General features: G+C 44.5%; 23 protein-coding genes and 1 rRNA gene. 2 read left to right on the forward strand and 22 right to left on the reverse strand.

Annotated features, from left to right (window positions below; genetic code table 11):
- Window positions 1–94, reverse strand: a 16S ribosomal RNA gene (locus tag ASD40_RS21040); the annotation flags it as partial.
- Window positions 95–481: 387 nt separating this feature from the next.
- Window positions 482–1,351 (reverse strand): nucleotidyltransferase-like protein, encoded by an 870-nt coding sequence (locus tag ASD40_RS21045; RefSeq protein WP_057305129.1) that lies wholly within the window; start codon window positions 1,349–1,351, stop codon window positions 482–484.
- Between the two features lie 124 nt (window positions 1,352–1,475).
- On the opposite strand from ASD40_RS21045, the gene ASD40_RS21050 reads away from it, so the two are divergent.
- Window positions 1,476–1,880, forward strand: a complete 405-nt coding sequence (locus tag ASD40_RS21050) for a DUF2614 family zinc ribbon-containing protein (RefSeq protein ID WP_156390136.1) — start codon at window positions 1,476–1,478, stop codon at window positions 1,878–1,880.
- A 47-nt stretch (window positions 1,881–1,927) separates the two neighbouring features.
- On the opposite strand, the gene ASD40_RS21055 is transcribed toward ASD40_RS21050, so the two are convergent.
- From ASD40_RS21055 to ASD40_RS21125, 15 genes are all read right to left on the reverse strand, one after another.
- Window positions 1,928–3,664, reverse strand: coding sequence for a glycosyl hydrolase family 18 protein (locus ASD40_RS21055; protein WP_057305130.1), 1,737 nt, complete (start codon window positions 3,662–3,664; stop codon window positions 1,928–1,930).
- A 125-nt stretch (window positions 3,665–3,789) separates the two neighbouring features.
- Complete coding sequence (perR, locus tag ASD40_RS21060; RefSeq protein ID WP_057305131.1) at window positions 3,790–4,224, reverse strand: peroxide-responsive transcriptional repressor PerR; 435 nt, start codon at window positions 4,222–4,224, stop codon at window positions 3,790–3,792.
- A gap of 100 nt (window positions 4,225–4,324) precedes the next feature.
- On the reverse strand, window positions 4,325–4,903 hold the full coding sequence (locus ASD40_RS21065; RefSeq protein ID WP_057305132.1) for a DUF6677 family protein: 579 nt from the start codon (window positions 4,901–4,903) through the stop codon (window positions 4,325–4,327).
- A gap of 22 nt (window positions 4,904–4,925) precedes the next feature.
- Window positions 4,926–5,234: a hypothetical protein gene (locus ASD40_RS21070; RefSeq protein WP_057305133.1), complete on the reverse strand. Its 309-nt coding sequence runs from the start codon at window positions 5,232–5,234 to the stop codon at window positions 4,926–4,928.
- Window positions 5,185–5,787, reverse strand: coding sequence for an RNA polymerase sigma factor (locus ASD40_RS21075; RefSeq protein WP_057305134.1), 603 nt, complete (start codon window positions 5,785–5,787; stop codon window positions 5,185–5,187). Before ASD40_RS21075 ends, ASD40_RS21070 begins: the two co-directional genes overlap by 50 nt.
- A gap of 60 nt (window positions 5,788–5,847) precedes the next feature.
- Window positions 5,848–6,555 (reverse strand): MgtC/SapB family protein, encoded by a 708-nt coding sequence (locus ASD40_RS21080; RefSeq protein WP_057305135.1) that lies wholly within the window; start codon window positions 6,553–6,555, stop codon window positions 5,848–5,850.
- 75 nt (window positions 6,556–6,630) lie between these two features.
- Window positions 6,631–7,113, reverse strand: a complete 483-nt coding sequence (locus tag ASD40_RS21085) for a GNAT family N-acetyltransferase (protein WP_063860390.1) — start codon at window positions 7,111–7,113, stop codon at window positions 6,631–6,633.
- A gap of 84 nt (window positions 7,114–7,197) precedes the next feature.
- Window positions 7,198–8,649, reverse strand: coding sequence for an Asp-tRNA(Asn)/Glu-tRNA(Gln) amidotransferase subunit GatB (gene gatB, locus ASD40_RS21090; protein WP_057305136.1), 1,452 nt, complete (start codon window positions 8,647–8,649; stop codon window positions 7,198–7,200).
- Window positions 8,650–8,682: 33 nt separating this feature from the next.
- On the reverse strand, window positions 8,683–10,140 hold the full coding sequence (gene gatA, locus ASD40_RS21095; RefSeq protein WP_057305137.1) for an Asp-tRNA(Asn)/Glu-tRNA(Gln) amidotransferase subunit GatA: 1,458 nt from the start codon (window positions 10,138–10,140) through the stop codon (window positions 8,683–8,685).
- A gap of 28 nt (window positions 10,141–10,168) precedes the next feature.
- The gene (gatC, locus tag ASD40_RS21100) at window positions 10,169–10,456 is read right to left on the reverse strand and encodes an Asp-tRNA(Asn)/Glu-tRNA(Gln) amidotransferase subunit GatC (RefSeq protein WP_057305138.1); all 288 of its coding nucleotides are present in this window, start codon (window positions 10,454–10,456) and stop codon (window positions 10,169–10,171) included.
- Window positions 10,457–10,628: 172 nt separating this feature from the next.
- Window positions 10,629–11,924: a TolC family protein gene (locus ASD40_RS21105; protein WP_057305139.1), complete on the reverse strand. Its 1,296-nt coding sequence runs from the start codon at window positions 11,922–11,924 to the stop codon at window positions 10,629–10,631.
- 24 nt (window positions 11,925–11,948) lie between these two features.
- Window positions 11,949–13,169 carry an ABC transporter permease gene (locus ASD40_RS21110; protein ID WP_235549329.1) on the reverse strand — a complete coding sequence of 407 codons (1,221 nt, stop codon included), beginning with the start codon at window positions 13,167–13,169 and terminating at the stop codon, window positions 11,949–11,951.
- An 8-nt stretch (window positions 13,170–13,177) separates the two neighbouring features.
- The gene (locus tag ASD40_RS21115) at window positions 13,178–14,452 is read right to left on the reverse strand and encodes an HlyD family secretion protein (RefSeq protein WP_057305141.1); all 1,275 of its coding nucleotides are present in this window, start codon (window positions 14,450–14,452) and stop codon (window positions 13,178–13,180) included.
- 33 nt (window positions 14,453–14,485) lie between these two features.
- A complete protein-coding gene (locus ASD40_RS21120) occupies window positions 14,486–15,055 on the reverse strand; it encodes a TetR/AcrR family transcriptional regulator (RefSeq protein WP_057305142.1) in 570 nt (189 codons plus the stop codon).
- Between the two features lie 183 nt (window positions 15,056–15,238).
- On the reverse strand, window positions 15,239–15,619 hold the full coding sequence (locus tag ASD40_RS21125; RefSeq protein WP_057305143.1) for a hypothetical protein: 381 nt from the start codon (window positions 15,617–15,619) through the stop codon (window positions 15,239–15,241).
- A gap of 205 nt (window positions 15,620–15,824) precedes the next feature.
- Here ASD40_RS21125 and ASD40_RS21130 point away from each other — a divergent pair, with 205 nt between their 5' ends.
- Window positions 15,825–17,216 (forward strand): MATE family efflux transporter, encoded by a 1,392-nt coding sequence (locus tag ASD40_RS21130; protein WP_057305144.1) that lies wholly within the window; start codon window positions 15,825–15,827, stop codon window positions 17,214–17,216.
- A gap of 55 nt (window positions 17,217–17,271) precedes the next feature.
- Here the strand turns inward: ASD40_RS21130 and ASD40_RS21135 are convergent, their stop codons facing one another.
- From ASD40_RS21135 to ASD40_RS21155, 5 genes are all read right to left on the reverse strand, one after another.
- Entirely contained in the window at window positions 17,272–18,963 is a 1,692-nt protein-coding gene (locus ASD40_RS21135; protein WP_057305145.1) for an ABC transporter substrate-binding protein, read from the reverse strand.
- A gap of 69 nt (window positions 18,964–19,032) precedes the next feature.
- Window positions 19,033–19,926, reverse strand: a complete 894-nt coding sequence (locus tag ASD40_RS21140) for a carbohydrate ABC transporter permease (protein WP_057305146.1) — start codon at window positions 19,924–19,926, stop codon at window positions 19,033–19,035.
- A gap of 50 nt (window positions 19,927–19,976) precedes the next feature.
- The gene (locus ASD40_RS21145) at window positions 19,977–20,939 is read right to left on the reverse strand and encodes an ABC transporter permease (protein WP_057305147.1); all 963 of its coding nucleotides are present in this window, start codon (window positions 20,937–20,939) and stop codon (window positions 19,977–19,979) included.
- 179 nt (window positions 20,940–21,118) lie between these two features.
- The gene (locus ASD40_RS21150) at window positions 21,119–22,651 is read right to left on the reverse strand and encodes a response regulator transcription factor (RefSeq protein ID WP_057305148.1); all 1,533 of its coding nucleotides are present in this window, start codon (window positions 22,649–22,651) and stop codon (window positions 21,119–21,121) included.
- 4 nt (window positions 22,652–22,655) lie between these two features.
- Window positions 22,656–24,440, reverse strand: a complete 1,785-nt coding sequence (locus ASD40_RS21155; RefSeq protein ID WP_235549330.1) for a cache domain-containing sensor histidine kinase — start codon at window positions 24,438–24,440, stop codon at window positions 22,656–22,658.
- Window positions 24,441–25,075 lie beyond the last annotated feature (635 nt).

The following is a 25,075-nucleotide window of genomic DNA, read 5'->3' on the forward strand; positions in this document are numbered from 1 at the left end:
CGCTAACTTATCCCGAAGGATAAATCCGCTCGACTTGCATGTATTAGGCACGCCGCCAGCGTTCGTCCTGAGCCAGGATCAAACTCTCCATAATAGTGGACAATTGCTTGTCCGTATATCTGAAAGCTTAATTGCTCATTTGCGTTGCTAGCGAGATTTTGCAATCTCTTTTTGAACGATTTCTCGTTCGTGCTTACTCACTCGTTGTTCAGTTTTCAAAGATCAATTTCTTACGTATTTCCTCGTCATCCGTTTAGCGGCGACTTTTATAATATATCACATCCAGGCTACTCAATGCAAGCTTTTTTTATTTTTCTTTTTTCTTACTTCGCTTACATCTTGGTACTGCGTTGGCTTTCGAATGCGAACCGTTTTTAGCGGCGAGAGTTAATTTATCATAGAATCGCAATCAAAGTCAAGCAATAAAATAAGAATAAAAAAAGAACCAGAATAATACCTGATTCTTCATGGGTTTGTTCGATTAAACGCTCGTATATCTTAACTCTATTTCTGAATTCTCTTCATCAATAAGAACGGCAACTTCTTTAATCAATCCTTTTTTGACAAGCTTATTCAACAGTAAAGGAAGCTCTGCTCTAAGTTCAACTAACTGAGGATGCTGTTGCAGATCATCCGTGCTTAGTGGTTGTTCATTTTCTCTTAGTATTTGAATAAACGCCTCACAGCAACGCTCCATTTTCGACATAACCGAAAATTCACACGCGAGTAGAACGAGCTGAACTCTCTGTTTCAACGTTTCCTTACTCATTGTCAGTTCCTCATATAGCTTATACACGCCAGGATTAATCGCACGGATCTGCCTCCATACAGTGATTTCCGGGTGATAGCCATCTTCGATAATAACAATGCGAGCCCAGTGATGAAGCGCTTCTAGAATATTATTGTACGCATCCAGCAAGTGCTCATCTAAAATGTATTCCTTACTCTGAAGATATTTACGTAGAAAAAGGGAGAATTCAACAAGTAATTTGTGCTCACGTAAGTCCCCCGGAAACTCGAGTATTCGGTGACGCAAGCCTTCTAAATAAGTATTCTGATCCAGAAGTATCTCCCCTTTTAGCAGCCAGTGAAGGATATTTCGGTTGACGCCATGACGTATCCATTGCTCTATGGAAGACGGATCTACCCATCTTTCTTGTATCCTCGAATCGTCTCTTATATAATTAGTCGTATGATTGTTCAGGCTCAGGTCGTTCGTTACTATTAGAAGTAGCGTATCAAAACCATCTGTCAGTGAAGGAAGTTGCTTAGGATTATCTACCGCCATGACACTAATGATTCTCTGGTCATTTCGGAACTTAAGCAAAAACTGCTCTTTATCGATTCCCATGGGTATCCGAAGCTCCTGTCTCCAAATTGTTTATATCTATTTCTACATCGTAGAAGGAGTTTCCTGCTGATTTCTGTGACAATTCATACAAACATGATAGCTATTAAATGGGGAGGAACAACGCGTGCGTTTCAGATCAAGTAAAGTAAATGAATTCCGCTTATGGGGTCTCGCCATGACCATGGGTGGAATGCTGCTTATGATTATAGGACTAGCTGGCATCGTTTTTGACTGGGGGAAGGCTGGGCGAATCGTCGCTGTGGTCTTCATGATCATTGGTATGATAAGTATGATGGTAAGTATGGGTATATACTTCTGGGCAGGAATGCTTTCCACATCAGCGACAGTCATTGATTGTCCGGAATGCGGAAGAAGAACGAAAATGCTGGGGAAAACGGATCGTTGTATGTTTTGTAAAACTATTTTAACTGTTGATCCTCAATACGACCCAACGGCCGAAAACGAAACAGCCGCCACACAAGCAGTTCAAGTCGAAGTGGACAGAGCTCACGAACATAAGCCTCATTGATTGAAAAATAAAAGCCGCAACCCTCTTGGGTTCGGCTTTTTGATTTGTTATTGCTTAGTTTGTTGCAATGCATCTTGAATGACTTTCCACGTTGCCGGCTGTTCAAAGCCTCTTCTCCATGAGGCCACTCCTGCTAGATCGTATTTTTTCACGAGTTCAAGCCTAGCTTTTATTGATGTTTCATCTTCTAACCAAATACGTATGAGCTTCTCTCCATCTTTGTACTCCACATAGTTCTGACCTGTATCGGCCAAGAAAGTAGGAGTTAGTTTTTTATCTTTAATAATCGCCTGGGCGGCTTCCATCGTTAAAGTTTTGGAGGTAACGGTTGTTTTGCCACTTTTCGTCTCTTCAGTCCACTGACGCGTATAGAATGGCACACCTAGGACAAGCTTAGATGATGGCACCTTTTCGCTTCCTAAGAGCTGGGTAACAGACCGCTCTGTCCATGGCAGCGATGAAACGGAGCCGGATTTGGGGCTAGAAGCCCAGTATTCGTCATAAGCCATCAGCATCATATAGTCTACAACTTCGGCAAGAGCAGGTCTGTCATAAAACATAGACCACATCTCATTCGTTGATTTCGGTGTTACATCGATGGAAACAGCAAGACCTTGTTCATGCATAAAAGGTGTCAATTCGCGGACGAATTGGACTAAATTTTCTTTATCTTTGAGATTCACATTTTCAAAATCAATATTGATCCCCTGCAAATTGTATGTTTGTGCAAAGCCGAGCAACTGTTTAATCATTTTCATACGACGATCATAAGTCGATAACGCTTGAGACGTTCGGTCGGGTTCAAAGCCATTGCTAAACAACGCCCAGACTTGATAATTGCGCGTTTGTGCCCATTTTACATAGGAAGCGTCGGCCAAGTTCTTAATGCGCCCCTCACCGTCAGCCAGAGAGAACCAGGTAGGGCTAACAACATGTAAGCCGGGCATATCTCCAAGCTTAGAAGTGTCGGGATTCTTCGTAATGACATGCTCCCAAGTCAAATTTAGTTTGCCGTTAAGCGGCTTCCAAGGTACATAAGTTGACGCTTGCTCCTGAGCTGGTATCGTTTCTTCATGATCCTCCAAAATATCAGCTTTACGTACAAAGCCTATAGGACCACTCTGCTGCTGTACGCGATACCATTCTCCCTCTACGGATAGGATCATCACTTGCTCATTGATTGTGATCGTGGAGACTATCGGCGCTTTTATAGAAGCAAAGGTCCGCAGCTGGGTATCTTCAGTACCTACATGCTTCCCCCACTTGACGAGGTCGCCTTTTTTGAATAAAAGAACTGCACCAGACTTCTCGGACTCTCTTATTTCAAAAGGATACAGCTGCCGAAGAGGATCTATGGGCACGTAAATGTCATTCCCTTTCTTTTCAACAGGAAAAGATAAGGTGATTGGTTTCTCGTTCATTAGAGCTGAAAGCTCCGTAGTCTTTAACCGTAATACTTTATCTTTTGTTGTAATAATAACGGAATCACTGCTTTTTTCATATATAATCGATGGGTCCATCCACTCTTGTATGAGCTCCAGCGGAAGTTTCAGTCCCTCTTTTTCCCCAATCGCGCTTGTCTTATAGAAATTCCCTTGATAAAAAACCGGCTTGCTTAACTCGTGATATTCCAGCTCTACCTTCGTCCGGTTAGGCGCTAACTGCTGCCATAAGAAAGCAGCTGCACCCGCGGCAAACATGCCAATACAAAGACCAAATAATAAGAGAATTCTCTTTGTAGGTCTTCTGCGTTTTGGTTGCTGATCTGTAGGTGTTGAATGCAAGGTTTCACTTCCTTTATGCGATATATAAAAAGAAAAAAAACGTGTTCTTACCTCTCAACATCTGAAAGGTAGGATCACGTTTCATTATACATCATAGGCACAGATAATGAGGAATTCTGCTTAAGTTAATGCTTGGTAATCCCTGTACAATCCGGGCAAACGCCATAAACCTCTAGTCGATAACCGCCAACTCGGAATCCTGTTTGCTCAGCAGCGGTAGTCTCGATATCCGAAAGTGGCGGATACTCAAAATCCGAAATTTTCCCACACAACTCACAAACAGCATGATAATGGTCCGTCATATCCGCATCAAAGCGACTCGAGCTGTCTCCATAAGTCAGTTCCCGAACGAGTCCCGATTCAATAAATACTTTAAGATTATTGTAAACAGTCGCAACGCTCATGTTAGGAAATTTCGATTCAAGAGACTTGTAAATGTCATCTGCTGTCGGATGAGTCATGGAATCCAGCAAAAAGGATAGAATAGCATGCCGCTGCGGCGTCATCCGAACACCTGTTGTTTTCAACTTAGCTAAAGCCTGTTCTAATTGTGCTGCCATGGTACTCACCACCTGATGTTAGTCATTAAAACCTTACATAATATTGTACGTTTGTTAATTGACTTTTGTCAATGATGGTTGCGAATATAGCACCATTTGGCTATTTATTTTTACGGGAATCTAGTACATACATAGCCAAACCCGCAAGGACGAGGATCACTGATCCAATGTACGAGCCCATGAGATCAAAGAGCCCTGTAAACCAGCGAGGTTTATTACTAAGAAGAAAAAACAATACACCTGCGGCAATGAGAATAACACCTAAGTTTGTGCCTTTGATTAGTTTCTGTAAAGGATCTTCATTGTTATAGAGTTCAGCTGCAAATTCCCCAAGCTCATTACGCCGATTCACATTATCTGTCGTTTGAAGCGCATCGAATAGATTATAGAAGTAAATGACCGGAATGAACAAAGCAAAAAGCGTTACCATAGGTACACTTGTGTCGGACCGCGAAGCGAAAGACGTGATAATAAAAATATCGAGAATGAGAAGCATCATAATAAATAGACCGCGCTGCATAAGACCTAAGTAAAAGTGTCCAGTTCCTGGGACAATGAACGATAGTACGCCTGCAACCCATTTGCGTTTTCTTGGAGCAGGATAATACGGAGGATAGTGCTGAAAAGATGGATTTGGCGAATACTCTGGAATGTGCGGATTGTCTTGGGGTAGATTCATGTGAAAGCCTCCTATCTATTTTTTACAAGTATTGCGATATTTGCTGGATATACGCTGTAATCTGAGTGATTCCCGAATTTATATGCATAATTTTGTTTATAATCCCTGATTGCATGAGGAGTACAGTCGCTGCTATCGCAACAAAACTGTTCACCCATTGTTTTCTTCTGCCGAGTTGAGGATTCTTTGCAATCTCAGGAGTTTCAGCAGATTGTACCCTGCGCATCACACGCTCCGTCAACATCGGGCTTGGTTCGCTAAGCGGCATCTCGTCCAGCAGCTTATTTAGGTATTGCGTGAACCGAGTGTCTTCCTGATGCTTGGGATTCATGTGCATTCACCTCCAACCATTTTTCTTTTAGAATCGCCTTTCCCCGATAAAGTCTAGTTTCCAGCGTTTTCATGGGCAACCCGGTCACCTCAGACATTTCTTGGTAGGAGAGCTGCTTATAATGAAACAAATACATAATTAATCTATATTTGTCTGGAAGTTCGGAAAGCAGAGCCTGCATACGCTCCTGCTCATCCTTCAGCATAGCCATTTCCTCGGGCTGCTCACGGGCATCTGTAAACCAGCCCTTCATTTTATCGAGCAGTGCTTCATAGGGCTTACGCTTCTGAGAACGCCGAAAGTCTGTCACTAGATTCGTTGTCATACGATACAGCCAAGTTGTGAACTTCGCATCGCCCCGAAAATGAGCTAATGAACGAAACAGCTTAACGAACACTTCTTGAGTTAAGTCTTCAGCAGTTTCCTTATGCCCGACCATGCGGTATACCAGTGTATAGATGTAGCTCTTATGCCGTTCTACCAGTATACGGTAAGCATCGGAGTGACCTTGACGGACCCAGTCGATTAGCTGCTCATCCGTCATTTTGTCCATGCCTGACTTCCCCCTTTCTGTTCGTCCAAAAGCTTAGACGCTTCTTATGGGCGAACCCCTTCAATTTTTACTTTTTTCGAGGGTAACGCCTGTAACCCCTTTCATTTGATTGATTTCTTCAAGAACCGTCCCGATAATGGACGGCTTAGGAATAGTGACGTGGAATGTAATTTGAACATGATTCGGTTTATTGTCGCTCTCTTGTTCTTCCATTGAGATCTTACGGATATCAACTTTCTGTTTACCAAGTAGAGTCGTAATAAGTCCAAGCGTCCCCGGTTGATCAATCGCCAGTATTTTGAGAATACGAATTTTCTTCCCATTAAAATATTTATGTTCCACTTTATTCAATATCCACAAGGAGATGAGTACCATGAAACAAGCAAGAACTGCCGGGTAATAGAAGCCAGCACCAATTGCAAGACCAATTCCCGCAACTACCCAAAGGGACGCCGCTGTCGTAAGACCCGTAATAGATCTCCCATTAAATATAATCGTTCCAGCACCTAAAAATCCGATACCACTAATCACTTGTGCAGCTAAACGCGAAGGATCAATACGGACATTTACTTCGTTTACAAAGGCACTAAACCCATACATAGAAAGCAACATAACAAGGGCAGAGCCCACACATACTAAAATATGCGTACGAAGGCCAGCTGCATGACTGCTAACCTCCCTCTCAAACCCGATTAAGCCGCCAAGAAAAAGCGCCAGAACTAACCGTATAGTAATATGGAGTTGATCAATAACCCAAGGATTGCTCATCGTGTAACCGCTCCCTTTATTCATACTGATAGTGACTTGTATCATACATGATAGCGAGAACTACTGAACATATATTTAGGAGATGATGGCCGGCCGTTCGAAAGTGGTTAAGCTTATTCCCGGAGGAACTGTGAATACTCGACGTACGGCGAAACCGAAACTTTCGTATAACTGAATAGCAGGTAAATTCTCCGTTCCGGTGGATACAATAAAACGCGTTGCTCCATTTAACTGTTGATCCATTAGTATATGTTGTAAAAGTGACCTAGCAATCCCACGGCGAAAAAAATTCGGATGCACCATCATGCGACAGATCGTGACCATACAGCCTTCTCGGGAGTAGGAGATGGCTCCAGCAAGCGTGGGCTCATCATTCTCCTGAACGTAAAAGCCATAAAATGTTTCCTCCGCTTCGCGTATGGAGTGGATCCCATCCTTCAGCGGCGGGATGTCATCGAAGCCAATAAGGTCAGCTTCTACGCGATAGGAAGCGATCTGTAAAGATAAAAGGACCAAGATATCCTCGTTAGTTTCCAATAGAAGTTGTTGAATGGACATTTCTGAGTCTCCTCTCCAGAACTTACAAGCTAATTAACTGAAAAAAGTGGCGTCCATAACATCGGATCACCACTTCAGCCTTAATCACTTACTGTTCAGGCACTCCACAATTAATTTGTTGACGAGTCCTGGATTTGCTTTACCTTTGGTTTCTTTCATGACTTGCCCGACTAAGAAGCCCACGGCTTTCTCCTTGCCGGCTTTGAAATCCGCTACCGATTGTGGACTGTTCTCCACAACCTGCTCAACAACGGCTTTGATGGCACCTTCGTCGCTGATTTGTACAAGCCCCTGCTCTTCAACGATCTTTTGGGGCTCTTTGCCGGATTCGATCATTTCCTTAAACACTGTTTTGGCGATTTTGGTGGAGATTGTGCCTTTCTCAATCAGACCGATCATCTCGCCTAAGCCCTTACCCGTAATTTTCACATCGGCTAGTTCGAGGCTATTCGCGTTCAAATACCCGAGCAGATCACCCATGATCCAGTTCGAGACCGCTTTGGCATCTTTGGTATATTGTAAACTCTCTTCAAAGAAATTAGCCAGCTTCATAGAGGAAGTGATTACATCAGCATCATAGCTTGGTAACCCATACTCACTGCTGTATCTTGCTTTACGCGCGTCAGGCAATTCAGGGATAGAAGCTTTGACACTAGCTTTCCAAGCATCGTCTATATGCAGGCTGACGAGATCTGGATCTGGGAAGTAGCGATAATCATGCGCATCCTCTTTGCCGCGCATGGACAAAGTCTTGCCTTGCGCTTCATCCCAGCGGCGGGTTTCTTGCTCGACTTCGTCACCGCTGCGGAGAATTTCGGCTTGGCGATATTCCTCGTACTCGAGTCCTCTTTGGACGCCGCGAAACGAGTTCATGTTCTTCAGTTCAGCTCTCGTGCCGAATTTCTCTTGCCCGAAAGGACGCAAGCTGATGTTAGCATCGCAGCGCAGCGACCCTTCCTCCATTTTCACATCGGAAACGTCGCAATAGATCATGATCGCTCTGAGCTTCTCCAAATAGGCTCGCGCTTCCTCCGGCGAACGCAGATCAGGCTCGGATACAATTTCAATCAGAGGTGTTCCCGCACGGTTCAAGTCCACCAGAGAGGTGTAACCACCATCAACGTGTGTCAGCTTACCTGCATCTTCCTCTAGATGTACGCGAGTCACGCCAATACGCTTGCTAACTCCATTCACTTCGATATCGATCCAACCGTTCAATCCGATCGGCTGATCATATTGCGAAGTTTGGTAGGCGTCCGGTGAATCCGGGTAAAAGTAGTTTTTACGGTCAAATTTACTATGTGTAGAAATCGTACAATTGAGTGCCATAGCGGCTTTCATCGCATATTCGACTGCTTGGCGGTTAAGTACCGGAAGTACACCCGGGTGACCTAAACATACAGGACATGTATTCGTATTCGGAGGTGCTCCGAATGAGGTTGCACAACCGCAAAATATTTTGGAAGCGGTATGAAGCTCTACGTGAACTTCAAGACCGACTACAGTTTCAAATTGGGTATCTGTTGCCGACAAAATGAATGCCTCCTTCGTTACTCATGAACTATTAACCTACAATTGCGGGCGCTGCTTATGATGATCTGTATGCTGCTCGAAAGCGTGGGCTACACGCAGAAGGGTAGCTTCATCCAACGCTTTGCCGATGACTTGCAGGCCAACGGGAAGTTCGTTCACGAATCCGCAAGGTACGCTTATCGCAGGAATGCCCGCCAAACTGACCGGAATGGTCATGATATCATTCAAATACATCGTGAGTGGATCACTGCTTTGCTCACCGATTTTGAAAGCAGGTGTCGGAGCCGTTGGTCCGATGATGATGTCGAATTTCTCGAACACTTGATCAAAATCTTGCTTGATCAGGGTGCGGACTTGTTGTGCTTTCAAGTAGTAAGCATCATAGTAGCCTGAGCTTAACGCATAGGTTCCGAGCATGATGCGGCGTTTGACCTCGGGGCCGAAGCCTTCGCTGCGCGACATGTGGTACAAGTCCAGCAAGTTGCGAGCGTTGTCCGAACGCACACCGTAGCGCACGCCGTCAAAGCGCGCAAGGTTCGAGGACGCTTCGGAAGAAGCGAGCAAGTAGTAAGTCGCTACGGCATACTCAGAATGCGGCAGCGTCACTTCTTCCCATACAGCGCCTAGGCCTTCAAGCACTTTGAGCGCTTCAAGCACTTTCTCTTTGACGGCAGGGTCGATACCATTGCCCATGTATTCTTTGGGTACGCCGATGCGCAGACCTTTGATATCACCGGTCAATGCGCTGAGGTAATCAGGGATATTCACTTTCGCAGATGTGGAATCCTTCGGGTCGTAGCCGGCGATGGCTTGCAGCAGGTAGGCAGAGTCTTCAACGTTCTTCGTCAGCGGCCCGATCTGGTCGAGTGAGGATGCGAACGCGACTAAGCCATAGCGGGACACGAGACCGTACGTCGGCTTCAGCCCAACGATACCGCAGTAAGCGGCAGGCTGGCGGATGGAGCCGCCTGTGTCTGAGCCCAGCGCGAAGTAGACTTCGCCTGCAGCTACTGCGGCAGCGGAGCCGCCGCTGGAGCCGCCTGGCACGTAATCCGTGTTCCATGGATTGTGGGACGGATGGAAAGCGGAGTTCTCATTGGAGCCGCCCATGGCGAATTCATCCATGTTGAGCTTGCCGATCGTAACGGTTTGAGCATCCTTGAGCTTGCTAACCACGGTTGCATCATAGATCGGCGTGAAATTGGACAAGATTTTGCTTGCACAGGTCGTTTTCAAGCCTTCGGTGACCATGTTATCTTTGATCCCAATCGGAAGGCCGAATAAATGGCCGCGTTCACTGCTGCTCGCGAACTGCTCGTCCAACTTGGCGGCAGCTTGTCTGGCGTTCTCTTCATCTAAGGTAAGAAAGGCGCGAACCTTGCTTTCCACTTGCTGAATTCTTGTATAGGATTGATCCACGAGATCGGCAACTTTAAGTTCTTTGCCTTGAAGCTTCGCGTGAATTTGCTGTAGGTTTAAATCAAACAAAGACAACGACAGGCACTTCCTTTCATAATGGTTCTTATTCTAGAACAGCTGGGACTTTGAATTGCCCGTCTTCGTGATCAGGCGCATTCAGCATCACTTTCTCAATAGGCAGCGATGGCTTCGTGACATCTTCACGCATGACGTTGACTAACGGCATGGCATGGCTTGTCGGAATAACCCCTTCGGTATTCAGTTCATTCAGCTGCTCGGCATATTTTAAAATGGCATTTAGCTGTTCGGTAAAAAGTTCTTTCTCATTATCACTCAGGTCGAGTCTAGCCAACTTCGCAACGTGCTCGACATCTGTTTTCGTTATGCTCAAGTTTTCTACACCCCTTTAATTAATCAGCATTTAGTCATTCTTTTCATTATATCCCAGATATTTTACGAACTCAATCCAGAAAAAACCACAAATCAAAAACCACAGCTTTCTTTTCAGCTTGGCTTGGAGGCCGTTGCTAAAAAGAAGCTGTGGTTGAATTCATAGTCAAGAATTATTGGATAAATCCCGTATCCATTGCTTTCGCTTTTTCTTTTAACACGTAATATTTGAGCTTAGCTGCAGCTAAGGCCGTTTCGTTCTGACGGACTTTGATCTCGAACTTATTCAGATCATGCTTGGAGATGACGCCTACGCTATAACGAAAGTTCATTTTAGTCAAATCGGCCTGTACATCATTCAAGTTCCGCTGTTCTGTGAGAACGGCTTGATACGCATTCTTAGCATCGTTGTACGTCGCTTGTATTTTCTTGGTTAGTTCAAGCTTGGTTTGCTCATTTTTCTGCCCATTAATGGCCAGATTTACGCCTTGATACATTTCACCATACGTGTTCTGGGTAACCGTGTGACCCGTTTCCCATACGGCTTCGTCGATGTTATTGCCCGAAGCTTTCATCTGATAGGAAGCCTTCAATAAGGTGGTCGTGTCTGTTTCCGAAATGGGATCCACTGATATGGACTCGATATCCTTGATGACTAGATTCGGGTCGTAGGAAATCCCGATGTCCGTCGAAAGCTGTACTAGCCCCAATCGATAATTATTAAGCAGCGTTTTGATATCGTCCTTTTGCTTATTGATCGCTTTCTGCACCGTTTGCACATCATCAGGTGACGCTAATCCTTGCTGTGCGAAAAGTGTAGCTTTAAGTAGGTCCTTCTCTATCACAACTTCGTATTCATTCATGAAATCCAGCTGCTTCTTCTGTGCTAATAGCTGCACATATTGCGCGATGGTTTGCAGTCGGATGCCCGCCTTAGCTTCATCCGACTGCAGCAGCGAGTTCCGCCCATCTGTCCCGAGCTGATGCGCTGCTGTGCTCATTTGCGCGCGTTGGGAAGATATGATTTTATTCATTCCGCCAGCGAGAGCCCCCATCCCCTGCATCATCTGATTCATCGCATTATTTTGCATGACAGTCCAGGCGATATCGGTTGGGTCTGTTAGATTAGGCAGCTGTGGATTCCCCGTGTTGGTCACCTCGGCTGGAGTGCTCGGTAAATGACCGGGCGTCATCGAGGCTGAACCCATTTCGTTCATTTGCTGTTCCAGGTCACCCTTTTTACTGCCTTGAGCAGCGTATTTTAGCGTTAGCAATGCGAGGTTATGGGAATCTTTCAGTGCTTTATCCAGCACATATGTCAAATCTACGGAAGATACGGTTTCCAGAACGTCTACGTTGACGTATACATTTTGAGTTGGATCTTGAGCATTATCGGCGAATACGAGGGCTTGCGTTGTGCTTGAAAGGAGTAACAGGGCTGCAGATAAACTTATGAGCGTTTTTTTCAAAAAAATCGCTTCCTTCCTCTTCGGTTATAACGTGATATTCGATCCAGATGGCAGTACAGCTTGCGTTCCCGGAGCGGCATCTTTTGATTTCTTTTTAGAGAAAATAACGAAACGAGTTAACAACATAGCAATAAAGTAAGTGAGTGCACCGGTCAAAATCAATGAAACGCAATCATGCCAAATGACTGAAAAGTCATTTCCTTTAACGAATACGTTGCGCACGCCATCTAAAAAATAAGTGAGCGGAAGCATATGCCCGAGCACCTGGAGCACCTTAGGCATGGCTTCGAATGGCCAAGTGAACCCCGATAGCATGAAGGAAGGTACCGCAATTAACATCGCTGTTTGCGTCGCCCCGAGCTGATTACTCGAGAATAAGCTGATTAAATAACCGATACCGCTGACGGCAAAAGTAAAGCTTACAATGATGGCCAAGCCGACAAGCAAACTGCCGCTCATGGGTGCACCAAAGGCATACAATGCGATGACAAAGGTAACAGCTGTGTTAAAGAAATTGATTAAGAAATAAGGTGCTGTCTTCGCGTAAGCGATGCGCCACGGATTTCTTTTCCATGCCTCGAACCGCTGCCACGTTCCTGCATCTTTCTCGCGAGTGATGGTTAAGGCAATACCAAGAAACAGAACTTGCTGCAATATCGCACCAACTAGTCCGTACAACATAAAGTCGCTGTAGTTGAAAGCTGAATTGTACATAATGCGATAGCGGAAAGGAATTGGAGAGAGTGTGTTCATCACTTCTTCATTCTGCAGCCCTTGCTTTAGTTGGAGCTTTTTTTGTGAGTATCCCATACTGAAGGTTGTGATGACTTCGTTTGCCCCTTTGGTAGCGGAGTTCGAAATCATCATGTTGCTTCCGTCGATCAGTGTAAGCAGCGGCAGCGTTTCGCCATGCTTCAGCTTCGCTTCGAAATTAGAGGGAATGATAAGGCCTACCTTGGCCTCTCCCGTTGAAAGCGCCTGTTTCACCTCTTCCTCCGAGTGGTATTCCTTCTTGATCTGGAACGTTTCACTTTGTTCAAAGGCTTGAATAATTTGACGGCTAAGAGGACTTTGGTCTTCATCGATAACAACAGTGGCCATATCGGTCACTTTATGGTGTAAGTAAATCGATCCGAACAGCACCGTATAAAGAATCGGAACGAAGAACAAGATCAGAAAAAGACGCCGGTCCTTCAGAATGTGCTTCCATTCTTCTGTAATTAGCTTGCCAATCTGAAGATCCATCTCCTTCATCATCCTTCCGTTTTACCGTTCCATTGCAGGGTCATCCCTGTTGTTGCTGTGTCTGGCAATGTGTTCAGCTCGATTTTGATCCCAAACGAACGAATGTCCGTTTCGCCTGAGGTTTGTGTTGCTTTCTTGATTGCGAAATCCGGAGCAGCCGCTAAGGTTTTAACGGTACCAACGACTTTCTCGCCCGTTGAAAGCATGGTCATGCTGATGTTGTTGCCTACTTTCAGTCCTGCAATAGATGTCTCCGGCAAGTAAAACTTAGCCCAGCGTTTCTCCGTCGACTCGACCGAGAGTACGGGGAATCCGGAGCCTACAAGCTCGCCCACTTGTGCAGATTGACTAAGGATGACCCCATCGATTGGTGCGACCAACTCTGTGTAGCTTAAGTAAGTCTCTGCTTCCAGCTGAGCCGCTTTCGCCTGCTGTTCACCGGATTGCGCCGATTGAATTGCACCTTGAGCTTGCTGTACAGCTGCCGCTGCCGCCGCTACATCGCCCTGTCTCACTTGCACGTTTCCGCGATTGGCCTCAGCCAGCTTCAAGGTCGCTTGCGCTTGGGCTAGCAAAGCTTCCGCTCCGCGAATTTCTTCCTCCCGCGGTCCTTGATTCGCCATGTTTAGCTGCTGCTGTGCCAGATCGCGTTTCGTTTTGGCTTCTTCGTAGCTCACCTTCACTTTATCCACATCAGCTTGAGCAACAAGTCCTTGCTCCAGCATCGCTTTCATCCGATTCAAGTTTTGCTCAGCAATGGTGTATACTTCGGAAGCCGCTTGGAACTGAATTTCCGCTTGCTTCTTCTCTTCCGGACGCGCCCCATTATGAAGCCCGTCAACTTTGGCCTGTGCCGCGCTAACAGCCGCTTTGGCCTGTTCGACTTGCTGCTCGGCTGTATCAGCCGTCACGTTGACACCGGCAATGCCCTGCTGTTTCTTCGCTTGAGCTGTCGCGGTAGCTCCTTGCGCCTCAGCGATTTTGCCTTGAGCGAGCGCGACGGCCGCTTTGGCCTGCTCGACTTTAGCCTCAATCTCGGTGCTTTGCAAACGGGCCAGCACTTGCCCTTTTTTCACGACATCCCCTTCTTTCACGAGGATTTCGGTGACTCTTCCGCCCACTTTGAAGCTGGCGCTTACTTCGTTCGATTCAATATAAGCCGTAGGATGCAGCTGGTTAACGACATCTGTTTGGCTAGTTGCCTGTTTGGTTGTTAAAAGAAATGCACTCGTTCCGATGACAATCGCCATCGCGGAATAAACCATTGGTCTAATAAAACGCATAATTACCCCTCCATGAAAATAAAAATGAAAAAATTACTGAATTAGAAAATTAGCAAAATACAACTGCAGTGTGCTCATAATCCGCTCGTCGGTTAATGGCGTGTTCTGCTTCTCCCAATCAAAAACTAATGCGACATACAATTTGAATAAAATGAAAGAAGTCATTTTCGGGTCACAGTTCTTCATCGTGCCGTTATGTATCGCGCGTTCCATATGTTCACTCATGAACTGGATCACTTCTGTTTCGATACTGGCCATCGCTTCAATCGTTACCGGACTGCCAAATTGTTGAACCTCGTGAGCTAATTGGATGAGCAGCTCATGTTCTTTGCGAAAAACGAGAACTCCATAAATCGCACTATGAATTTTCTCGAAGGGTGTAGCCCCTTCTGCAATTGCTTTATCAGCGACTGCTTTCATTTCGGCGATTAACGACTGTACAATTTCATGCAAAAGATCTTCCTTATTGGCGAAAAACGTATAGATCGTCGCTTTGCCGACACCGGCAATTTTGGCGATTTGATCCATCGTTGTACCTTTGTACCCAAAAAGTGAAAAAGATTTCTTCGCTGCTTCCATAATTAACAATTTTTTGGCATCCATTTGCGCACCCCAGAACTAGAATACTAAAATAGTTTTTTGTTCAGATATTAATGTATCACCATTTCATGATTTTAGCAACCCAAAAACCATGATTCTCAAGCAGCTTCTTTTGTATACATAATCACACTAATAAAACAAAACCCGCACTAGTCAGCACTAGGCGGGTGTTTGATGAAACATGTATTAAATCCAGGCCTTCAGGCCGATTTGTTTAATGAAGTCTTCAGTTGACTGAACATCTTTGTCTCGCTCTACTTCCTGTTGTCCATTTGTCTCACCGTTCATAATTTTACGAAACAGTTCTTCGTTCTTCGTTGCAAGTGCAAAATCAATTAACGCTTCTCTCTCGACTTGGTCCGCCTGCTGATGGAGAAGAACTTCTTCAAGCTCGATATCTGACGCAGGTACGTAATAATGTTTATTATCCTTGGGGACACGTACGACGTAATCGAAAACGTTATCGTTATTCCTGTCGTAAGCAATAATATATCCATATCCGCCTATTGGCAGATTCTGTTCTAAACTATCGGCAATTACTATTATTTTTTCACCAAGACGAAGCATCTGAATTCCCCCCCACCTATATAAGCCCACAATCTATATGTCAACCAGACTTATCCTCTACTCTACTAAAAAAAATAGTTTGTGTCCAATTGATAGAGGGGTCATTAGTAAAATACACAATTATTTTTGGAATGAGATGGAAGAAGGTATAATAAATGAAGGACTTTAAATGCTTGTATCTGAATGAATAACAAGGAGATTCCACATGAGCGAGAATACCACTAAGAAGCCTCGCCCGTCTTTGACGGTAGGCCCGATTGCCAAGACGTTGATCTTATTTTCTTTACCGATTCTGTTAGGTAATGTGCTCCAGACGCTTAATGGTTCTATCAATGCCGTATGGATTGGCAAGTACCTTGGTGAAGGTGCGCTTGCGGCGACATCCAATGCCAACATTATCATGTTCTTCTTAATTAGCTCTATTTTCGGCATTGCAATGGCCGCCGTTATCATGATTGGTCAAAATCTCGGCGGACAAAAGGTAGAAGAAGCTAAAAAAGTTGTCGGCACCAGCGCCGTCTTTTTCCTCATTCTTTCCATCGTTGTTGCCTTATTCGGGCTGCTTTTCTCCCATACCATTCTGGGGTGGATGAATACACCTGCGGATGTTAAGGATCTTGCTGTTACGTACACACGAATCATTTTCGCTGGTGTTCCATTTATGTTCGGCTTTAATCTCATTATGGCCATATTACGGGGTTCAGGTGACGCCAAGACTCCTTTCTATTTCCTGTTATTGTCTGCCGTTCTGGACATTGTATTGAATCCATTGCTCATTCAAGGCATGGGGCCTTTTCCGAAAATGGGAATAGCCGGCTCGGCTGTCGCTACCTTTGTGGCACAGCTAATCAGCTTCGTACTGTTGATTGTGTATTTGTATCAGAAAAAGTATTTTCTGCGGATTACGAAAAAGGATATTCCCCTGCTCCGCATTAACTGGATGATCATACGGACGCTGATTCAAAAAGGACTGCCGATGGGATTAAATATGGTCGTGGTTTCCCTAAGCAACTTAATTCTCATCCATCTCGTAAACTCCTATGGTTCTGAATCGACCGCTGCCTTCGGCGTTGCGATGCAAATATCGAGCTATGTGCAAATGCCAGCTATGGCGATTGGCGGAGCTGTGACTTCCATGGCCGCGCAGAATATTGGTGCTGGGAAATGGGATCGGGTGAATCGAATTACGTGGACCGGTGTTGGGGTTAATATCATGATGACAGGACTGATTGTTGTTCTTCTTCATTTGTTCAACCGTGAAGTCGTCAGTTTCTTCCTTCCTCCTGAGGGCAAAGCGATCGCAATTGGGGTACATATTAATAATATAACGCTATGGTCGTTTATTATATTTGGCGTATTTAACGTTGTTGCTGGCGTAGTTCGTTCTGCAGGGGCTGTTGTGTTCCCGCTTATTGTTGCCTTTATTGCTTTGCTGCTTGTACGAATTCCGCTAGCTACTATACTGGCGAACAAATATGGATTTGATGTGATCTGGTGGAGCTTTCCGGTTAGTTTCAGTGTAGCGGCAACGCTAAACTTGCTTTATTATCGCTTTGGTAAATGGAAGCAGGCAAGGATGCTTACGAGTAGGGGCTAAAAAAAGTCTGCTGAGCCCGTTTAGGGCTTAGGCAGACTTTTTTTCTCACGAAAATCTATTCGTTCCAGAGCTTCACTCTATCTTTCACCAACTGTGTGAATTGTTCACCCATTTTCTTCACGCCGACTTTCTCCAGGTCTGCCATAAAAGCATCCCATACTTTATCAAAGTCTTCCGGCTTCGCCAGAATCGCCTCTGGGATCCGTTTTTTCATAATATCTTCGGATTTCTGGAATGTGACTTGTATATCGGAGCCTGTTGGCATTGAAATTCCCCAAGCAGCGCCGTACTTTCTAACTGGGAATTCTTCATCTTTCGGCCACAGATCTTTATAAGTTGTAACATTATAAGCTTTCAATGTTTCAAGGTCTGCTTTTGTATAGTTCTTTTGGATTTGTTCAGGGAAACTAGTCGTATAGTAGTTGCCGGTAGGATCTTTAACTCCATCACCATAGCGTGCGGACAGGAAGTAGTTTCCGATTCCATTTTCTTTCTTATAGCCGCTCGGGTTATTGGTTTTTTTATCCTGTGCTTCAGGTGTAAGTACACGCTTGCCATTTTCCACCTTGTAGTCGACGCCTTCAATGCCCCAGTTAACCAATACTTGGCCTTCATCCGACGCCAACCAATCCAGAAACTTGATCGCACGAACAGGATCTTTCGCTTTCGTTGTAATACCGATTCCCCAACCTGCTAAATAACCTGTATCCTGGAAGGAGTGCTCTTTAACATTTTCATTCATAGTTACTGGGAAATGCGCATAGGTTTGATCCAACTTGCCGTCTTTCTTTAAGACGTTTTCGCCGTCGCCGTACTCCCAATTTTGGTCAATCAGACCAAGCACTCGGCCGCTGGCTACTTTCGCCTTATATTGATCGTATTTTTGCACAAAGCTTTCCGGATCGAGCAGTCCGATACTGTTCATATGATTAAGCCATCTGAAATACTCTTTTTCTTCAGGACGCAGGAAATGGTACTTGGCTTCATACGTATTTTGATCGATATTGAATTCGCCGTCATCTGGAGCTCCTGTTGTATAGAACGCCGGGTTCGTCACAGAGATCAGAATACGCCAGTCGTCTGCTAGCAAAGACAGTCCGACAGTCGGATTTCCATCCATGGTTGGATGCTTTTCTTTATATGCTTTTAAAGCGTTCTCATAGTCCTGCACGGTCTTGATTTTCGGATAACCAAGCTCTTTTACAACCTGATGCTGAAGTTCAAATCCACCTCCTGCATCAAAATACTTTTGGTTCACTCCTGCGGTAGGAAGTACATAAATAGCGTGATCATCATTGCTGTAACGGAGCCTTTTGAAATAATCGCCATACACTTTTTTGATATTCGGACCGTATTTGTCGATGAGAGGCGCAAGATCCACCATAGCACCGGCATCGATCAGCTTTTGCACATCACCCTTCCCACTAACCAGATCAGGGTATTCACCGCTGGAAGCCATTAGAGAAATTTTTTGATCGGAAGCGCCTACCGGGAATTCTTCTTTAAGGGTTACTCCGGTTTTTTCTTTAATTTTCTTGCCAACTCCGGATTGCATGTCGTCCCAGTCTGCATTCGGATCAGCGCTAAACATAGAAAAAGTTATCGGTGCCAATTCATTTGAACCAGCTTCCTTCGTATTGCCTGGTGCTGAAGATGCTAGATCTGAAGTGTCTTTGGAACAGCCCGTCACGGTTACGATAGCTGCAGTAAGCAAGACTGCTGTTATTGTCGCGGCTTTCTTTCTCATGGATTGTTGTCCTCCCTTTATATGTACAATCTATTGAATCACAGGAAACCCTGTTATTACCACAACCTTTTAACTCTTTACAGCACCAAGCGTAATCCCTTTAACAAAATATTTTTGTAAAAAGGGATAGACAAGTAAAATGGGCACGGAGACAACCATCGTAATCGCCATTTTAATGGACTCTGGTGAAACCTTCGCCACATTATGCATAACATTCGGATCGTGTGATTCGTTGCCGCTTTGTGTACTCTGAAGTACTTTCATTAACTCATACTGCAGGGTGGTCAACTTTTCATTCGAACTGTTATATAGAAATGTATCGAACCAAGAGTTCCAATGTCCTACAGCAATGAACAAAGCAATCGTTGCTAGTACAGGCTGACAGAGCGGCAATATAACCTTCCAATAAATAGTGAAATCATTGGCTCCATCGATTTTTGCCGATTCTTGCAAAGCATAAGGCAGACCATCCATATAAGATCGGATGATGAATACGTTCCAAACTCCGAGGATACCAGGGATGATATAGACCCAGAACGTATTAATCATGTGCAGATCACGCATCAACATATAGCTAGGAATCAAGCCGCCTGAAAAATAGAGTGTAAGTGCAAACAACATGGAAATCGGTTTACGAGCTTGGAAATCTCTACGTGATAAAACAAAAGCGACCATCGACGCGCTACCTACTCCTAGAATGGAACCGATTACTGTACGCAGTACGGAGTTTTCGAAGCCTCTGATTAGACCTGGAAAACGAAAGATAGACTGATAGTTTTGCAAGGTGAAAGCGCGAGGCCAAATGTGTATACCACCCCTCACTGTATCGACAGAATCATTAAGAGATATAGCTAATACATTCAAGAAAGGATATAAGGTAGCAATTGCTGCTAAAATCATAACCATATAGAGAAACAGGTCGAAAACAATATCGAAGTAGTTTCTCCTGAGTAATGCCTGCATGCTCCCACCTCCGTTTTTCTTTCGTATAATTTGCATCTTAAGCATAAGATCTAGATAATCGTTTCTTTAGTAACTTTTTTATAGATCGTATTGGCTGTTATGACAAGAACAATACTTACGACTGAACTGAAAATACCAACCGCGGTACCAAAAGAAAATCGTCCTAATTGAATCCCATATTTAAGCGCATACAATTCCAGCACTTCCGCGTAGTCGAAAACGAGCGAGTTTTGCAGCTGAAACTGCTTTTCAAAACCGATGCTGATCAAATTGCCAATCGACAAAATGAATACAACCATGAATGTGGTACGAATACCTGGCAACGTAATATGCCAAATGCGACGAAATCGACCCGCGCCATCCACGGTGGCTGCTTCATACTGCTCCTGATCTATACCCGCCATGGCGGCAAGGAAAATGATTGAATTCCACCCGGTTTCCTTCCACATATCCGAAGCGGTTACAATCCCCCAAAACCAAGTGCCTTTGGCCATAAACTGCACAGGTTGATCGATGATATGAAACTTCATAAGCAGTTCATTAACCGCACCTCCGTCAATAGACAGCATCTTGGTCACCAAGCTGGCTACAACAACCCAAGATACGAAGTGAGGCAAATAGGAAATGGTTTGAATGGAACGTTTGAACAATTGCCCCTTGAGCTCATTCATCAGAATGGCAAACATGACAGGTACTGTAAAACTAACGACAAGCCCCATGATACTCATACCCAGCGTATTCTTTAATGCGTTGTAAAACCGCTCATCCATGAACAATTGTTTAAAGTTATCGAATCCGACCCATTGCTGCTGCAGTATCGATTTCCCTGGCTTGAACTTCTGGAATGCCATTAGCCAACCCCACACAGGCACATAATTAAAGATGATCACGTAGATGACAAAAGGGATCGACATCATATAGAGATAACGCTGTTGAACCATCGTTTTCCAAAACTTCGTAGACTTCTTCCGATCCGTAAGGGGGATGGTCGTCTCCGTAGATAGCGTTTTCATAGTATCCCTCCGTTTGTCTTATATTTCTATCATACTGGATCATCCCCATTCAAAAAACCACCCAAATTCAGCTTAAAATCATGTCAAAACAGCGCTTTCAAATCGTTGGTTTCACAGGGAAGAAATAAAAGAGATTGCCTTCCTATCCAGCTCTCAGGCTAGAAAGAAAGGCAATCCGTTCAATTCTTCTTCCCTTTATACGAGGAAGGCGATTCGCCTACATATTTCTTAAACTTGCTGTGAAAATAGTCTGCGTTAGCGTATCCAACACGCGTAGCAACCTGATGCACCTTGTGCCCTTCACCCAGCAGCTCAATCGCTTTCTGGATGCGGATTTGATCCAGGTAGGTGTGAAAGTGTGCGCCGGTATAGTTTTTGAAGATTTTACCTAAGTATCCGCTCGTATAATTAAACAACTCCGCTAACGTATCCAACTTCAAATTCTCAGCATAATGCCGCTCGACGAAATCCATGATCTGCTTTAATAAGGGTTCATTACTAGAGACGCTTATCAGGTTCGTTAAATCACACAACTGTTGACGGATATGATTTTGGATGGCAGTCAAGTTCGGTTGCTCGTAAATTTGCGTAATGATTGACATCGTATTCTGCACGATTATATACGTTTTATCATTCTGTCCGGCCAGCTTGTTCAATACCATCGAGATCAGCTGTGCATAGTTCGTTTTTAAGCCATGTTCGCTGCTATCATAGGCGATGAACTCTGTTCCTGCAAGTTGGAGCCAGTGCATCAAGCTTTCTTTATTCCCCATATCCATCGAGTAGTAGAGTTTCTCGGCCAAGGAGCCGATATCTAAAGTGGTTGGATGCTCGCTGGCTCGAATGACATCATGCTGAGCAATAAGCTCATCCCCAAAGAGGAACTGACTCGCAAGCAGGTTCGCTGCTTCACCAAAAGAAGTGTTAATTTCTTTACTCTGCTTAACTACCCGACCTATGGCACTATGGAAGATATGATTAGGCAGAGCCGCCTTTATCTCACTGTAAACACGACTCCTTGCTCCTTCATCCATTATGGGCTCTGTTAGGAGAACACCGATATAGGGGTTCGCTGCAAAGACAATACCTCTATGCTTATTAGTCTCAAACAAAACGGTTAAACGCTGTTGGACCTCGGCGTAGATAGACAGATCAGCCCTTTGTGACTGTGCAAGCTGGAGCAGCAGTATTTGATATCCTCCCGCTGATGCTCCAATTAGAGTTTCAACATCATGAGGGATGGACCGCTGACCAACATCCGCTGCTAATAAAGCTTGTATGCATTCCTCTCTACGCTGCGCCTCACTTTTTACACTTAATTGGGATAACTCCTCTTGCTTCTGAAGATACCTATAAATACGCATTAATTCAACCACAATCTCTTCCTCGTCCACAGGCTTAAGCACGTAGCCATCCACCTGTCCGACAATCGCTCTCTTCGCGTAATCGAAATCCGCATATCCAGTGAGGATAAGAAACCGGCACGAAGCATCCGTTTTGCGAATTTCCTCAATGACCTGCAGCCCATCCATCACCGGCATGCGAATGTCAATAATAATTAAATGCGGCCCCAACTCCGCGTACTTGCTCATTGCTTCTCGGCCGTTCATCGCATCGCCTACAACCTGGAAGCCATAATGCTCCCAATCGATTAATGTCTGCAGACCCGCGCGAATCATAGGTTCATCGTCAACAATTAATACTTTGTACATGATCTCACCCCTGAATCGGTATCGATAAGTAAATGCGCGCCCCCATGCCCTCATGGGAAATAATCGTTAAGCCATAGGTGTCGCCATACATTAATTTAAGCCTTTGGTGCACATTACGCATGCCAATGCGATGCTCTTGTTTGTCCTGGGTGTCATTTATCGACTCCTTAATCTCCCTCAGTCTAGACTCGCTGAAACCAGCCCCGTTATCAACAACTTCTATACGCAAATGTTGACCTTCAATCGTTGCCTGAACCTTCAAAACCCCATCATTTTCCATACATTCCAAACCATGAATGACCGCATTTTCAACAAGTGGTTGTACGATCAGAGGGGTAATCATAATGTCGCTAACTCCCTGATCCAAATGAATTTCATACGTCAACCGATCTCCAAACCGGAACTGCTGTATATCTAAATAACATCGAATCATGTCAAGCTCATCCTTCAGTGGAATTAGACTCCCCATGATTTCAAGCTTTTTGCGCATTAGCTTGCCCAGCGTTCGAACGATGCCGGAAATTTCTGCTTCGCCTTTCAGGTGAGCTTTCATGCGAATCGATTCCAGCGCGTTAAACAGAAAATGCGGATTAATTTGACTCGCCATCATCTTCAACTTAATCTCTTTTTGCCGCAGTTCTAACTGATGGTTCATTCGGTTAGACTCATGGACCTCGCTCATCAACTCCCGAATGCTTCGGACCATGTTATTGAACTGTCTTGCGAGCATGCCAACTTCATCGTATCCATCAATTTCCGAAGAAACATGCAGATCTCCTAGCGCCACTTTATTGATCTGTTTGTTCAACTGAAGCATTCTGGATGTCAGCATGTTGGAAAAGAAATAAATAAGGACAAAGGCAATGAGTAAACTCGCTAACGTAATGTACAGACCCATATAGCTGATCTTGTTGGCTTTGCCAACGATACTCTCTACTGTGAATACGGATACTATTCGTAAGCCCCTATCGCTTAACGTCGGGATGAGGTCATTGATGAGAACTTTAGAATCTCTTTCTTTGAACCGCGTCTGGTATGTGCCTTCTGGTTTATTGAGGAAATCTTTGGCGAAATCCAATTCGTTTACATTTTTGCCAACCCATTCCGTGTTCTTGGCAGCCACGATATCACCTTTGCCATCCAAAATCATCGTATCAAAAAGCTCTTGACTAACGATCGCATTTATTTCGTCAGGATTAACATCAATTACCAACACACCACTGGTTCGATAATTAGGGAAATAAATTCTTTTAACCAAACTAAGCACTTTTCGATTATTTTTCGTTTCATCCTCGATAAAGTACCAGCTGATCTTCTCTGTTTTTTTGCTCATCGCTTCTTGGTACCAAAAAGAATCCAAAACCACGGGGGAAGGCTGTATGAAATTCCAGTTGTTTAGCGTTGTTGGATTCGTTGTGAAGAACCGGATATTGTAGACCTCTTTATACAGCTTCACAAAATCAGTGAAATCCTGGAACTCTTTATAAGCGCTTACAACTTCATAAATGGATTGATATTGCGTGTTCACTACACGCTCCAACCGCGGATCAATCATCAGTTTGTTCGAAATCTCAATCGGAATCCGGAGAATGTCGGATGCACGCTTGTTAATTTTCTCCACGTTATTGGATGTCTGTCCAATCGCATCACTAAGCACCGATTGCCGAAAGGCGTTCGTCAGGAACACACCCACGATCAGTACGGGAATGACCACGACCAAAAGGAACGCGAGAATAATTTTATTTTTAATCCGAATATTGTTCGTCTTCTTCATGAAGTATTGGAGCATCGTCATCACCACTCAGCGCGAGAAATTTGTCGTACTTTTAATTATAATACAGTTTCATGATAAAGGACTACAGGAGTGAATAGGCAGATTATCATGTCAAAATTGAAAAACCTTCCGAAGCCATGCGTGATGACTTGGAAGGTCTATGTTTAAGATGGGACTTTATTAGCCTTTAACGGCACCCGAACAGGATGATGACCGGCAGCACGGATAAGACAGAGGCAGCCATGATACTGCACCAGTCGGTCATGTATAACCCTTTAAACAGGGTGATGCCGAACGTAAGGTGCGATGGGCTTCATCATTAATGAACACAGAGCCGAACATAAAGGTGCTAGCACTGTTTTTATCTGCAACGATGGAAATCATCGTTCCAGCGTGCGATAGCCGCGGCTGAGACACTGTAACGATGTAAAACATCGTTACAAGTCGCACGCAGCGCGGGTGCCAGCGCTGTTTTCATCTGCAACGATGAAAATCATCGTTGCAGCGCGTGACAGCCGCGGCTGAAACATCTGTAACGATGTAAAACACACTAAGCATGCATCAAACCTAACATCGTAGAATAGTTTAATTGCGATCAAAGGTTATCCACAAAAAATAACATATTATTACATCTGGACTTTATCCATTTG

This window comes from Paenibacillus sp. Root444D2, assembly GCF_001426375.1.
Classification (GTDB): Bacteria; Bacillota; Bacilli; order Paenibacillales; family NBRC-103111; genus Paenibacillus_E.

What these genes read in the sequence shown, in the direction of transcription:
- ASD40_RS21045 (WP_057305129.1), bottom strand. Translation starts at nt 1,351, where the DNA reads ATGGGAATCGATAAAGAGCAGTTTTTGCTTAAGTTCCGAAATGACCAG.
- perR (WP_057305131.1), bottom strand. Translation starts at nt 4,224, where the DNA reads ATGGCAGCACAATTAGAACAGGCTTTAGCTAAGTTGAAAACAACAGGT.
- ASD40_RS21065 (WP_057305132.1), bottom strand. Translation starts at nt 4,903, where the DNA reads ATGAATCTACCCCAAGACAATCCGCACATTCCAGAGTATTCGCCAAAT.
- ASD40_RS21070 (WP_057305133.1), bottom strand. Translation starts at nt 5,234, where the DNA reads ATGAATCCCAAGCATCAGGAAGACACTCGGTTCACGCAATACCTAAAT.
- ASD40_RS21075 (WP_057305134.1), bottom strand. Translation starts at nt 5,787, where the DNA reads ATGGACAAAATGACGGATGAGCAGCTAATCGACTGGGTCCGTCAAGGT.
- ASD40_RS21080 (WP_057305135.1), bottom strand. Translation starts at nt 6,555, where the DNA reads ATGAGCAATCCTTGGGTTATTGATCAACTCCATATTACTATACGGTTA.
- ASD40_RS21085 (WP_063860390.1), bottom strand. Translation starts at nt 7,113, where the DNA reads ATGTCCATTCAACAACTTCTATTGGAAACTAACGAGGATATCTTGGTC.
- ASD40_RS21110 (WP_235549329.1), bottom strand. Translation starts at nt 13,169, where the DNA reads ATGGATCTTCAGATTGGCAAGCTAATTACAGAAGAATGGAAGCACATT.
- ASD40_RS21115 (WP_057305141.1), bottom strand. Translation starts at nt 14,452, where the DNA reads ATGCGTTTTATTAGACCAATGGTTTATTCCGCGATGGCGATTGTCATC.
- ASD40_RS21120 (WP_057305142.1), bottom strand. Translation starts at nt 15,055, where the DNA reads ATGGATGCCAAAAAATTGTTAATTATGGAAGCAGCGAAGAAATCTTTT.
- ASD40_RS21125 (WP_057305143.1), bottom strand. Translation starts at nt 15,619, where the DNA reads ATGCTTCGTCTTGGTGAAAAAATAATAGTAATTGCCGATAGTTTAGAA.
- ASD40_RS21130 (WP_057305144.1), top strand. Translation starts at nt 15,825, where the DNA reads ATGAGCGAGAATACCACTAAGAAGCCTCGCCCGTCTTTGACGGTAGGC.
- ASD40_RS21135 (WP_057305145.1), bottom strand. Translation starts at nt 18,963, where the DNA reads ATGAGAAAGAAAGCCGCGACAATAACAGCAGTCTTGCTTACTGCAGCT.
- ASD40_RS21140 (WP_057305146.1), bottom strand. Translation starts at nt 19,926, where the DNA reads ATGCAGGCATTACTCAGGAGAAACTACTTCGATATTGTTTTCGACCTG.
- ASD40_RS21145 (WP_057305147.1), bottom strand. Translation starts at nt 20,939, where the DNA reads ATGAAAACGCTATCTACGGAGACGACCATCCCCCTTACGGATCGGAAG.
- ASD40_RS21150 (WP_057305148.1), bottom strand. Translation starts at nt 22,651, where the DNA reads ATGTACAAAGTATTAATTGTTGACGATGAACCTATGATTCGCGCGGGT.
- ASD40_RS21155 (WP_235549330.1), bottom strand. Translation starts at nt 24,440, where the DNA reads ATGCTCCAATACTTCATGAAGAAGACGAACAATATTCGGATTAAAAAT.